Origin of the sequence: Moritella yayanosii (assembly GCF_900465055.1) — a bacterium.
GTDB classification, from domain to species: Bacteria; Pseudomonadota; Gammaproteobacteria; order Enterobacterales; family Moritellaceae; genus Moritella; species Moritella yayanosii.
Genome location: NZ_LS483250.1, coordinates 716331 through 729713, shown reverse-complemented (window position 1 = coordinate 729713; position 13383 = coordinate 716331). Strand labels below are relative to the sequence as shown.

At 40.7% G+C, this 13383-nt stretch carries 8 protein-coding genes; all 8 read right to left on the bottom strand.

The window, feature by feature from the left end:
- Positions 1-45 precede the first annotated feature (45 nt).
- A complete protein-coding gene (locus MORIYA_RS03220) occupies positions 46-525 on the bottom strand; it encodes an Hcp family type VI secretion system effector (RefSeq protein WP_112712658.1) in 480 nt (159 codons plus the stop codon).
- Between the two features lie 234 nt (positions 526-759).
- The gene (gene tssH, locus MORIYA_RS03215; protein WP_112712656.1) at positions 760-3357 is read right to left on the bottom strand and encodes a type VI secretion system ATPase TssH; all 2598 of its coding nucleotides are present in this window, start codon (positions 3355-3357) and stop codon (positions 760-762) included.
- A gap of 164 nt (positions 3358-3521) precedes the next feature.
- Positions 3522-4253, bottom strand: coding sequence for a hypothetical protein (locus tag MORIYA_RS03210; protein ID WP_112712654.1), 732 nt, complete (start codon positions 4251-4253; stop codon positions 3522-3524).
- Positions 4246-7782, bottom strand: a complete 3537-nt coding sequence (locus MORIYA_RS03205) for a T6SS effector BTH_I2691 family protein (RefSeq protein WP_112712652.1) — start codon at positions 7780-7782, stop codon at positions 4246-4248. Before MORIYA_RS03205 ends, MORIYA_RS03210 begins: the two co-directional genes overlap by 8 nt.
- 21 nt (positions 7783-7803) lie before the next feature.
- The gene (locus MORIYA_RS03200; protein WP_112712650.1) at positions 7804-8466 is read right to left on the bottom strand and encodes a hypothetical protein; all 663 of its coding nucleotides are present in this window, start codon (positions 8464-8466) and stop codon (positions 7804-7806) included.
- A 222-nt stretch (positions 8467-8688) separates the two neighbouring features.
- Positions 8689-10380 (bottom strand): bifunctional UDP-sugar hydrolase/5'-nucleotidase UshA, encoded by a 1692-nt coding sequence (gene ushA / locus MORIYA_RS03195; protein WP_112712648.1) that lies wholly within the window; start codon positions 10378-10380, stop codon positions 8689-8691.
- 142 nt (positions 10381-10522) lie between these two features.
- Positions 10523-11500 (bottom strand): type VI secretion system baseplate subunit TssG, encoded by a 978-nt coding sequence (gene tssG, locus MORIYA_RS03190; protein ID WP_112712646.1) that lies wholly within the window; start codon positions 11498-11500, stop codon positions 10523-10525.
- A 15-nt stretch (positions 11501-11515) separates the two neighbouring features.
- The gene (gene tssF / locus MORIYA_RS03185) at positions 11516-13351 is read right to left on the bottom strand and encodes a type VI secretion system baseplate subunit TssF (protein ID WP_112712644.1); all 1836 of its coding nucleotides are present in this window, start codon (positions 13349-13351) and stop codon (positions 11516-11518) included.
- Positions 13352-13383 lie beyond the last annotated feature (32 nt).

Sequence of the window (13383 nt, the reverse complement as noted above, 5' to 3'; positions counted from 1 at the left end):
CAGTTGGGCAACTGTTTAAGTTGCCCAACTGTGAAACCAGCAAACTTACATTTGTTGGCCAGTCACACCGCTGTAACCATAGACAAGTGGAGCTTGTACATTGTTTAAGTCATCAGTAGGCGTTACTGTCATCATCATTTCTGTATAACTAATGGTGATAGTTTCTAGTGGGCGATCGCCTTGAACTGAAACTTGGTAACTGCTGATCATGGCATTTGTAAGTTCAATTTTCATGATCTCTTCAATTCCTTCGCCTTGCTTAGTGATGTGGAAAACAGCACTTTTACCTTTACCGATCGTAGATTCTTTGAAAAGATCAGGTGAAGCTTTATCTTGTAGCTTAGTAATTGTTACATCATTAAGCTTTGCAGAGCTTGCTTCACGGTCTTGCGCTGTACCAGTATAAGAACTTAATACACGGCTTGTACCAAAGTCTAATGATAATACTGTGATTAGATCTGGGAATTCTTTAGCCGTAGATTCACCAACAATACCTTCATAATCTAAATACGTATTTGCTTGCATTTTATAATCCTTTAAAATTGCTTAAATAAGCTTGCTATGGTGATGGTTTTGTCAATAAAACCATCTGTGAAATTTATTTTTGGTTACCAACCTGTTCATTTAACACCTTAATAAATAAACAAATACCCGCTGTAGAAGCTGATTAAATTATCTTAATAATCTCCCTTTAACACAAGCTTTTGAAGTATGTATTACCAGCGAATTTAGAATGGTTTTTATCTCATACTTTTCTGTCTAATTCAGCGTAATAATGAAGTTATCTTCATTCGTAGTAACGTTAATTTGACTAAATTCAGTCTGCTGCGTCATCGCTTGTAACACTTGCACTGATATTTCCGGTAATAGCGTGTTTTGCAAATAATTGTGAATGGTACGCGCACCTGATGCCACGTCATGACATCGACTGACTATTTGAGTAATCACTTCATTATCAACGATAAACTCGGCATTGTGATTACGACGAATACGCGCAGCCAAACGGTTTATTTGTAACTGGGCAATGGTGCTTAACATGTCATCTGTTAGCGGCACAAACGGAATTATGTTGGCACGACCCAAAAATGCGGGTTTAAAGGCCGCCATGAGATCGCCTTTAATACAATCAGCCAAACTGTCTAACGCTGGAGCAGTATCGGGATCGGCAAATAATGCAGTGATCGTGTCGCTACCGACGTTAGATGTCATGATGATAATGGTATTTTTGAAATCAATATCGCGCCCTTCGCCGTCTTTAACACAGCCTTTATCAAAGATTTGATAAAAAATATCTTGCACACCAGGTGCCGCTTTATCAATTTCATCGAGTAATACGACACTGTAAGGGTTACGACGAACCGCTTCAGTCAATACGCCGCCTTCACCAAAACCAACATAACCAGGAGGAGAACCGAGCAACAGAGAAACCTTATGCTCTTCTTTGTATTCAGACATATTAATGGTGATGATATTTTCTTCACTGCCATAAACCTGCTCGGCAAGTGTTAACGCCGTTTCAGTTTTACCGACACCACTTGGACCCGTTAGCATGAAAATACCATTGGGTTTACTTTCGTCACTTAACTGGGCACGAGAGATCTGTACCGTCCGAGCGATCAAATCAATGGCATGGTCTTGACCGATAACACGAGTCTTCATCTCAGCACTTAAATTAAGCACAGTTTCGAGTTCGTCTTGCGCCATTTTACCGAGGGGAATACCCGTCCAGTCCGAGATCACTTCACAAATAACTTGCTCATCAACTTGCCAGTACACCATGGTATTTTTAGCTTCGTGTAATTCTGCTTTTAACGCAGTAAGTCGAGTATATTTATCTTGCTCTGCACCATGCTCATGAATGTCGGCAATTTGCTGTTGAATAGCTTGTACTAATTCCAATTGTTTTTTCCACGCTTGCAGCTCAACAACCAAGTTATCTTCAACACCAACAAGATCGCTTTGTAATGCGGTAATGACATCACCATGATCTTCGCCAGACAGTTGTTCACGCTCAAGCAATTTGATCTCAGCTTCAAGCTGCGTTTTTTTACGTTGTAAATCTTCAACTAAGCCCGGTGTTGCGGCTTGACTGATAGCAACACGAGCGCAAGCGGTATCCAATAGTGCCACTGCTTTGTCTGGTAATTGACGACCGTTTATATAACGTTTAGATAAGGCAACGGCGGCTTGCAGGGCATCAGCGGTAATCACAACATCGTGGTGTTGTTCCATCACAGGTAAAATACCACGCAACATAATCACCGCAGTGGCCACAGAAGGTTCTTCAATTTTAACCACTTGGAAACGGCGGGTTAATGCCGGATCTTTTTCAAAATACTTTTTATATTCAGCCCATGTTGTTGCGGCAATAGTACGTAACTCTCCGCGAGCAAGCGCAGGTTTGAGGATGTTAGCTGCATCGTTTTGCCCTGCCGCGCCACCAGCACCAATCATGGTATGAGCTTCGTCAATGAATAAAATAATAGGGGTTGCTGATTGTTTTACTTCATTTAATACTGCTTTTAGGCGGTTTTCAAATTCACCTTTCATACCCGCGCCAGCTTGCAGCAACGCTAAATCAAGTTCACGTAATTGCACGTGCTGTAGACTTTCTGGTACATCTTTGGCAACGATACGTTGGGCAAGTCCTTCGACAACGGCAGTTTTACCCACACCAGCTTCACCGGTTAAAATAGGGTTGTTTTGACGACGTCGAGTGAGAATATCGACCATTTGTCTAATTTCTGGATCACGGCCTAAAATCGGGTCCATTTTACCACTGCGGGCTTTTTCGGTTAAATCTACAGTGAATTGGTCTAACGATGGCGTTTTACTGTTGGTTGCGACACCAGCATTAGACACTGCAACAATACCGTTTTGTTCTGCCGATTTTTCGGTAATAATAGACCAGTTATCGCGAATTAAATTAGCTGATAGTCGCTCAAACTGGCGAATATGGCGAGACAACATCGCGTTGATGCTGTCATCACTTAGGAGTGTATAAAGAATAATACCGGAGCGGATCTGTTGTTCGTCAAACTCAATGGTGGTATTTAACCAGCTTTGTCTTAATAAGTTGATGATATGCGGAGACAGACTCGGCGCTGCACTATTGCCGGTTTTTTGTCGCTCTAATGATAAATTAAGTTCATTGATTAGTACTTGTACATCGATGCCCTGCAGCTGACAGATTATCGCTATATCATCTTGTTTGTTTTCTACTAGCTGTAATAACCAGTGTTCTATTTCAACCGTAAACTGACTGCGTGAGTGACAAAGCCCCGCAGCACCCTCTAGTGCCTTTTTACCATTTTGGTTCAGTTTGTCCACTAGGTGTTTTAACGACATCGTTGACATGTAAAATCCTTTTAATTCATCCCATTAACACTTCAATGGTATGAACTTTAGACTTAATCAACAATCGGTTATAGGTATGAAAAAAGGTTGGTTTTGTTTGAAGTAGTACTGCCCATTCTGCCCATTCTGATCATTCACAATCGAGCATGATTAACTCTTAATAGCTAATCATAATATCCTAGTGCACGGTGCCCTTTAACTTTTATTACTTGCTCGATATTTATATGTCGTGACAACGCTTCTAACAATTCAGCTTCTTGACTCGGCTTATAATGAATTTTACAACTATATGAAAAGTCTATGGGCTGACTACACAATGACATAATTCCAGCTTTACTCCATATTTTCACCTTATAATCTTGAACAAAGTTAACAGTCAACGCTTTAGTTACAGCTTTAAACCCTGTAAATTTAACGGCTAATAACGCCATTCCACCGGCACCAACAAAAGCAAGTGGTCCAACATATACAACAGTCGCCAAGCAGACAACCACTGAGAACCATGCAAAACCACGCATGATTGTATAAGCAACATCAGGGATGGTATCTTTTTCAGTATAAATGATACCTAAAGGAGTGAGCTTGTAGTGTGTGTCCTTATCTGGAAAAAATAAATAATGAGATATGCTTATAAGAATTAAACCAAAGATAAAACCAAAAATGATCGAACCTAATGATCCTTCATTCATTCCTCTATAAACAAATAAACCACCAATAAATACCCCCATCAAATAACAACAAAGCTTAGGTGCGATTGGAAACTTAACCATAAGTCGCCACTCGTAACTAACAGGAGCTTTTAATAATTCAGCATCTAAGGTATCACGTAACTTACGCTCTTCTTGCCAACGAATTTCATTCATTTCTTGCTGATCTGTTTCGTTTTCTTTATTCATGATGTCCTACTCTGCTCGTAAATAAGTTAGAACTATTTTCAATAGTTACTTGATCTTGTACATGTACAGTCAAAGAGCCTTCACTACCTGTCGCTTTATACTCTATGTCTGAATCGCCCGCAGGGACTACAATATTGACATTGAAGCTATCACGTTCTGTTTCAACAATAACGTCTACACTGTACTGCCATAGGCCTTCTAGCTCAGCCCATATTCCTTGATTAAGATCATCCAATGTAAGTGCTGCTACCGCAGATATATCACTTACGTCTCTAATACGCGTTGATGTAGATACATAGCTGTGTTTCGTTATACCAATATCAACTTCATCATTAGGTTTAATCCCAGGTACAGATATAACCAAACGTTTCTTAGTAGGTTTACGTCCATAGCCCATTTTCTGTGCTGCAGTCTCATTTTCCACTATGGTTGTAATTTCAATCATGGGTTGACGTACTATTTTGTCATATTCAAGAAGTTCTTGTTCAGCCGTCCAATCTTTGTTTTGCCTTTTTCCCCACGTACTTTTATTCACCCAAGTTTCTAGAGGTGTTTTTTGTATGATGCCAAGCACTACAGAAGTGATAAGATACACAACCCCCGATATAGCAAGTACAGCGGTCATCCACGGAAGAAATATAGTCCCTAGCGCGAGGTTTCCAAACTTTGAGAATAACCAAAGCACTGATTGAGCACCAAAGATAAAGGTTTGCGCAGTTAAGGCTGCAAATTTCATTTGTACTAATGTATCTTCAAATTCACTACCTGAATCATCTATATCATCCCATGTCATCCATGCTTCAACACCTGCTGCAACTAGCCCAAAACCAGCCATGGTTCCCATGCTAACACTGAATCTTTTCACTAAAACAGTTATTTTTTTATCAGCAGCTGCATCCCGTAAAGACGTTCTCAATAGTGTGTCACCTTGATTCTGAACCTGAGCCCAATGCACACCTCTAAACACATCACTAATAGAGGATGCAGTCCAAAAGAAAGTGGAAGCAAGATCTTTATTCATTCTAGATTTCTGTTTGTCATCCAAATAATCATAGCTATTTGCATAATCTTCAGCTTTATACAGCAGGTTAACAAAATTCAACATAGCTAACCCAGGTGAAGTAGCACCATATTTTTCATATATTCCTTGCGCTTTTTGTGTACGTTTTGCTACCGCAACGCCAGCAAGTTCTGTAGTACTTTGATTAGAAATTGCATCTATTACTTTAAGCTTTTCATTTTCAAAAACGAATAAATCAGGTTTATTTTCAATATGAAGTTGTTTTTGATTAACTAGTTTTTCAATTTCTATATCTATTGCTTCTTTCTTGAATTTTTTCGCATAGAACGAGTTACCTTTACCACTGGTATTTTTATTTGAATTTAAACTAGCCTTGCTTCTAAAAAGTGGTTTTAGACGATTGTCGATAGCATCGAGATCAGCATTAAATTGCTTCATCTTATTATCAAACTGTTTATTTATGATGATAGAATACTCATCAATTGCATTACTTAATAATCCCAATCGTAGATGGTGAATGATCGAATCATTCACATTATTTGATACTATAGATGGCAGAGCATTAGTGAATAATGAGGTTTGTAGCGTTCCCCATGCCGAACTTGCAGCTCCTTTTGCAGCTTCTTTAAAAGCATTGAAAGTTCGCTGAATAGCGGATTGGACTAGGGGATACCATGTTGAACCCTGAGCGCCTGCCACATTGAAACCCATAAGGGTATCCATTTCACTGAAGCGTCCCACCCACAAGGAACCATTTGCTGTACTATCTGCAAAGCTATAATTACCATTATCTGTTTCGGTTTTTAACTCAGCGAACAATAACATTCGTTCTTCAAACTCTTTTTGATACGCAGTTGAAAAGCAGAAAGTAGTCAGTGATAACAGGTTGTCAGGGGATTGCTGAGTTAAAAATGATTTGAGACTCGCACCACCGTCCTCATCGAGTGTGGTAAGCATAAGCATTGACGTTAGCGCATTGGAAAAATTCAACAGATAGGTCACGCTCTCAACATCTTCAACATCAAGGCCTACTTTCATGGCTTCATTACCAAGAATTCTCAAACTGGCTAATAAGTCTTTATGTGCCTGTTTAATTAACGGTAAATTGGCTTTTAACTTAGGTTCAATATCATCACAGAATGCATCTAATTCATCCCACCTCACTTCATCTTGATACTTACTTTTTTGTTGTGCAATCAAATCAAGTTCTTGTTTGTACGTAGGTACAAAATTGTACTTTTCTAATAATGTCTTTTTAGATACCGTAATTTTATTTTCGTATTTTTGGGCTACAGTTCCGAGTATATCTTGTGTCGCAGCATATGTTTGCGAGTAAGCGTTTCTAGCTTCAACCTGATTTAAGTATTCATTAAAATCAATATTGAATTTACTTTTTAGTAAGGGATTATCTTTAATTTTCGATGGTAATTCATCTCCACTTAACTGCACTCTCGCTAAACTCTTGGTAAACTGAGCCATCTCCCATTTACGGGTATTGTCTGCTACTTCTTTGTCCGTTAACCCCATAACTAGCGAGTGTCTGGCATACGGTTGGGCTAATGCCACATACAGGTCCTTCACATCTGCGAGTGAATCATCCAGCGCTACAATAATCGCTTCGGTTGCTTCTGGCAGATCAGCTGTATGATCTGTCTCGACGCTCGCAGCCTTGTGGAGTACCAGTCCGTCTTTATTACCCGCCAATTTTGGATCTGATAGCGGTGTACAGGTATTATTAAACGTTGCATCCCCTTCAGCATCTACATCTACGACTAATTCACTTAGTTTGATAATGTTGGCAGTATGCGGTGCATTTTTGTAGTCGCTCATATCCAACTGACGCATCCATGCATCACGGCTAGCAGCATCATTACTCATGTGTTCACAAACTCGGTCTGTCCATCGTAATGGTGCGAACGAAATCGCAAGTTTGTCACCTTCGTTGTATAACAAAATACTTTTTGCATCACCCGCCTGACTGTCGGCGTGTTGATCTATCGTATCCCAGTCATATTTGGTATACGTTGAGCCTGATATTTCATATTCGTCTAATTCACTCTTGGTGTCGTTATACACATATAGCCAACCATCACGTAATTGACGCAAGGTATAGTCGCGCATACCACTCGACATCAAGCCTGACTCTAAATTAGTACCGGTGCTATCGAGTTGCTGACGTTCTTCATCAAGAGATTCAGCGATCTTGTCAGAAAACGCATATCGAACAGGTAAAATACCGATTTGTTTAAGAGGAGTGATTTCTTTTTCTTTTACCACTCGAAAAACCTGTATTCCACCTTCTTTCGCAGGTATTGTTTTCATGACTTTATGGGGTATAACGATTTCATCACCCGGATAGATTGAGCTAGGATCTGGACGAAGTTTTTTAAACTCCGCGTTAAGCTCATGGTCATATATCGCTTGATAATTACGGAAACCAAATCGGCGTGCAATTAATGTAAAGTTATCACCACTTGCAACTGTATATACACTCGCTTTATCTGACATAATCAATCCTTAACGTTGTCATTATGACCAATCTTCGCCATCAAATTCTGGAAAGCAAATTTTTGCATTTTTGTATTCGGCACCACATAGTTTCACATAACCATCTGCGTCCAGTTTCCCATTAACTTCGTCGCCAGAAGCCAGCGTGACTAAATACGCTTCATTTGCCATAGGAGTGTCATCATGATCGAGCAATTTAAACTCTATCAATACAGCCTGCTCAGCTGCCGCATCTTGCATTTTCCTTACAGATGCAACGGCAGGCGTTTTAACTGGTGCGATAATTGGTTTTGATAGCGGTTTACTTTCAGCAGCAGGAGAATGACTTTCACCCGCGACAATAGATTCTTGAAGTGTTTTAACTTTACTCGCAAGTAATTCATTGCCAATACCCATTGTCATAGACAGGTATACATTTCCGCTACGGTCAATAACACCGTCAAACTGAGCTTGTGGCCACTGCAATAAGACGATATGCCCTAATAAGAGTTTCTCAATTACGCGTGCATATTTATCTGTTGGTGAGGACATGAAATCAGCATGATCGTTATGCCATTCAAGATCCCAAATCTGCGTATGGTGAAGATGCAACTCTCGGATAATATCAACAGCGACGTGAGGCCTTAATACCATGTTGAGATCTGTGGGTTTTAAATCACTTAATAATATTAATTTATAAGACATTGCCAAATCCATTTAGCGACAAGTTAAATTGAGGTTCTGCCATTATCAATCCTTAATACAGCAATTTATTGGTAACAGCCGTAACGCTATCCCGTAATAAAATTAGCTTATCAGAAATATCCATAGCTTAAAGTTGGAAAAAGTATGAATTTGTTGCTCATTAGCATACAAAATGAAGAGTGTGTATCGCAGTTAAAATATTCACCACGATACACAGTCGTGTTACTCGTTAATCAAACAACCGTTCACACTGTCTGAATTGGTATAAACCACCTGATTTGAGGGTGTAAATTCACTCGCAACAATATTGCCTTTTTCCTTGAAAAATGAATACAACACTTCAGCATCCACATAACCAGTCATGACCGGGTCAATAACTGGATAGCCATCACCACCCGCCGCATTAAAACTTGGCACAGTAAAACTATAACTCGCCGTATCACTAAAGCCTTTATTGTTTATATCGCTGATCGACACACTTTGATTTTGGCAATCAACCGACATGGTTACACCGATTAATTGCGCATAAGCACCCGAACCAACTTGCTTAGTGGCTACGTCACTCAAATAAGTGCTGATTTGGGCACCCGTCATCGTGCTTTTAGTTAATGTATTACCAAAAGGTTGCACGGTTAATACGTCTTTATAGGTAATATCTCCGGCTTCGATTGATGCACGCACCCCGCCCGAATTCATAATACCAATATCCGCGTTAACCTTGAGCGAATGCGCAGTCGCAATGAGATGACCCAAGTTAGTTTGTTGAGAACGAACATTAGCCCGTGCGCCATCTAATAGTTCATCGGTTGTGGCAATAACCTCGCTAAGTTCTTCTTGTCCCTTAGCTTGGTACTGGGATAAGATCTCTTTAACCGTTGCGTCGGGGATAATCGGATCTGCAACAAGCACACGCTCGCCATTTTCATTTTTAACTTTAATGTTAACAGGGATTAATCGATAATTAACCAAGTGTAGTTGTTGGTTATAAAATTCAAAATCAGCTCGACCTACATACTTCCCCCATTCAAAGGCTTGCATTATATAGGTGCCATTTTGTTGATCAGGAATACATTCACCTGTCGGTTGAAAGTCTGCATAGCTGTTGCTATCTACTTCCATACACACAGGGTTTTGCGAATGGCCGCCAATAATAACGTCCAGCGCGCCTTCGTTTAACGCACGAGCAAGTGCCACATCACCCGGTGCATTACTGCCATGCTGGCCGTCGGCATAATGCCCCATATGAGTTGTGGCAAATATCACGTCCGCGCTATTTGCAGCGTTAATTTCATCAATAACCAGTTGCACTTCAATTTTCGGATCGGTAAATCTAAGTCCACTGATAAATTCGGGATTGCCAATTTTCACCGTGTCTTCTGTTGTTAGGCCAATGACTGCAATACGTACGCCATTAATCTCAAATATTTTATAAGGGTCAAAGTAACGTTCGCCCGTTTCATTATCATATATGTTGGCGGCTAACATTGGAAAATCAGCTAATTCTCGCTGCATTTCTAACACCGATAATGGGTTATCAAACTCATGGTTACCGACAGCCATCGCATCATAACCAAGCAGATTCATCCCGATAAAATCAGGTCTCGCATCTTGTAAATCAGATTCCGGTACGCCGGTATTAATATCACCACCCGATAACAATAATATTTCGCCGCCTGAAGACTCGACTTCTGCAGTAATGGTATCAATCAATGTTTTACGGGCTGCCATGCCATATTCACCATAGCTATTTTCCCAGAAGCGGCCATGATTATCATTGGTGTGTAATAAGGTAAACTGCTGACATTCATCTCCCGCGTCTACGCATGTGCTGTAATTGGACTCATTATCATCACATGCTGTTAATGTGACTGATAAACTCGCTGCAATCATCGTCTTCAAAAATACATTATTCATTACATCAACTCCTTGACGTTATTTCATTCCATTACGATCTGCTATCGATCACCTTATTAAAGAGTAAGTTATGAATGTGGTAGTTTTATGAAAACGTTGATTAGTGTACGTTATTTTATTAAATGATCATGAAAGTCGATGCTCATAAACACACCTTACGTGCCTGTTCCCCCTGTGATTCGTCATGTAACAACATAGCGCCAGAACCCAGTTTCATTTCGACAGCGCCTAAGCGTGGTTTAACAATCGCCGCATAATCAGCCTCTACTTTTAAACTACTTTTGACTGCTGGGCCAAGGTAACTGGCAACTAGGTTTTCAATTATCTTACGTTTGGCTGAATTAGGTTTTAGCTGATCAAAGTCCGACGCATCACTTGGCTTTAACACTATATCTATCTTGCTACTCAGGTCCCACATCTTGCCACCAACCATGCTATTAACCCCTAAGCAGGCGAATGCACCTTCAGGTTGTTGCCGTGAACATAACCGGGTGACTTCATCATCCGCCATGTTGATCCACTGACCTTGCAGTGTCTTAATGACAACGTCGCCTGCCACAATCTCTTGCAACATATTGCGTAAATTAGCTTCGTTACGAATGGCATGTTTGAAATAACTGGCAAAATAGAGTTCTAAATCATCATCCGCGCCAGTTAAATTACTCAGCGCTACGCTGATGGGATCGGTGGGGTTACAGCCGTTTTGTTCATAACCAATGGCAAAACGATATTTTTCCCAACTGCGATAATACAAGGCAATGATGCGGTTATTAAACATATCGAAGAAATCACGTAATGCATGATCTTTATGTCGCATTCGCTGCAGAATGGCTTCGGTATAATGAAATGGCAGAGCCCCATTCACACCCGTCAAGCCTAAAAATGTCACCGCCAAATCTAACTGATGGCTATCTGCGACCTTGGTCACTTGGCTAATTGGAGCACCTGCATAACCAACTTGCTGCGCAACTGAAAAACGTACCGCTTCAAGGCTGGGGAAATTATCACGACCAATGGCACCATTCTCAAGTCCGGCCCGTTTTGCTTGGTTTTGCACGGCATAAACGGCTTGATAAAAATCATAATCATGCGGAAATTGCATTAAATCTTTTTCTAACATACATCGTCCCTATTCTTACAGCAAAGCTCGTTCGCCAATACGCGCAGGCCATTGATGATATAGCTGCGTACTGCCATGGCAAGTGACCTTAAGACGGGTAAAACTATTGATCGCAGCAAACAAAGCAAAGAAACGATCGAGCACCGAGGCAAAGAAAAATAAGTCATTGTCCGGGAAACCCGCAGGGTTTAAGGTTAAATTAATATCACTGCCATAACACACCCCCATTCGACCTTGTACTTGTAACTTAGCTGTCGCAGGCGTAATGGTTAACGCGTCAATATGTTGGATTTGGGTATTACTGGCAGCATTATTAGCAAAGTTAAACAGGTGTAATAAATCACACAGTTTATCGCGGCCCTCGTTGCCGGAGAAATGCTCAAGACTCACCAAACGTAATAACTGCCAACGCGTGGCTTTACCTAATTCAGGGCGTACTGCCGCGGTAAATGGCGTCATACAGGTCGCACTTTGTACCATATGACCACCCGTTGGGGTATGTAAAACAGGGTTACCACCGCCATAAGGTAACTGCACCGGTAAATTCCGATTAGAACAACGGCCATGTAAACTTAACCGTTGGCTGCTCCCATTTGCGGCTACATCCGTAAAACTATTGAATTCGCGATCAACAACCGAGATGAATAACTCCGTACCTTTTTGGGCAACACCGCCCGACCAATCTGAATGTTCACGCCTTGCCACCCAAAAATGCTGCACATCTTGATAGCTGGGATGACTTTGGCTGTAAAATGGCCCGAGTATGGTTTTATCCATCTCGCTGTCATACAAAGCGACATCCGTAATCGCGACAACTTCAGAACATGACTCGTCACGATTATCTGCCACTATGCGGTATTCATAGACACTTGGGCTCAGTATAACGGGCTCTAACTGCTGCTCGAAACAATTGATTATCGGCGTGCAGTTTAACTTCAGGCTGTCGTGATTAATGTTTGATTCGAGTTCTGATGAAGGCGCTGAAAAATAGAAATGAAACTGCACCTCATCATGGTATTCCGGGGTCAATTTAGATAATAAATCGACTAATTCCACAAACAAAAACTTCTGCGGAAACACAAATTGCTCGACTAACAAGCGATAACCATCAAATGATTTTTTGCCATAAGGTAATACAGACTCGTCATGGTCAAAACCGACAGTCGAAAGGTGCCTCGTTTCGAGCGTTTTACTGTGACTAAAATCATCTTTGGCACTGATGCTAATACCAATAAGATGTTGGAATAAATGGGTATAGAGTAAAAATGCGTGCTGCAGCTGCCCGCCAAGGTAAAAGCGTAATTTATCTGGATTAACCATGGATAAATTATCACCCGCCACAAAATGCTTTAAGCTAAATTGTAATACCGAATGCGGTTTAGTGATCCAAGGCGAATCAGGCGCATTGAAAGGGGCATTTTTAAAGCGTATATCTTCAATAGTCAGTGGTTTAACGTCGGTATCATAACAGGTGGTAAACTCACAAGCCTTGTACCCCGCCACATGAGTAACCACACGACTGCCTTTTGCAAATAAGCTACCATTGCTGACAATCTCGTTGACATTAAGTTGGCAAATACCCAGTGACGGAATAGTTACTTGATAATCAGGCGCCAGCTGCCCTAACAAGGCATCGGTTAATTCCGGAAAACTATCATCGAGTTTTTGTCTAATTTGTGCGGTTAATAACGATACCCCTTCGAGCAACCGTGATACATGTGGATCTTCGACTGAGTCATCATCAAGCTTTAATCGACCTGCTATTTTTGGATATTTTTTAGCATAGTCAGCGCCCATACGTCTTAGGTAACTTAACTCACGATTATAATAACTTAATAAATCATCACTCATATATACAGCCTATGGATATGGCAATCACAATA

What these genes read in the sequence shown, in the direction of transcription:
- tssG (WP_112712646.1), bottom strand. Translation starts at nt 11,500, where the DNA reads ATGTTAGAAAAAGATTTAATGCAATTTCCGCATGATTATGATTTTTAT.
- MORIYA_RS03220 (WP_112712658.1), bottom strand. Translation starts at nt 525, where the DNA reads ATGCAAGCAAATACGTATTTAGATTATGAAGGTATTGTTGGTGAATCT.
- MORIYA_RS03210 (WP_112712654.1), bottom strand. Translation starts at nt 4,253, where the DNA reads ATGAATAAAGAAAACGAAACAGATCAGCAAGAAATGAATGAAATTCGT.
- tssH (WP_112712656.1), bottom strand. Translation starts at nt 3,357, where the DNA reads ATGTCAACGATGTCGTTAAAACACCTAGTGGACAAACTGAACCAAAAT.
- MORIYA_RS03205 (WP_112712652.1), bottom strand. Translation starts at nt 7,782, where the DNA reads ATGTCAGATAAAGCGAGTGTATATACAGTTGCAAGTGGTGATAACTTT.
- tssF (WP_112712644.1), bottom strand. Translation starts at nt 13,351, where the DNA reads ATGAGTGATGATTTATTAAGTTATTATAATCGTGAGTTAAGTTACCTA.
- ushA (WP_112712648.1), bottom strand. Translation starts at nt 10,380, where the DNA reads ATGAATAATGTATTTTTGAAGACGATGATTGCAGCGAGTTTATCAGTC.
- MORIYA_RS03200 (WP_112712650.1), bottom strand. Translation starts at nt 8,466, where the DNA reads ATGTCTTATAAATTAATATTATTAAGTGATTTAAAACCCACAGATCTC.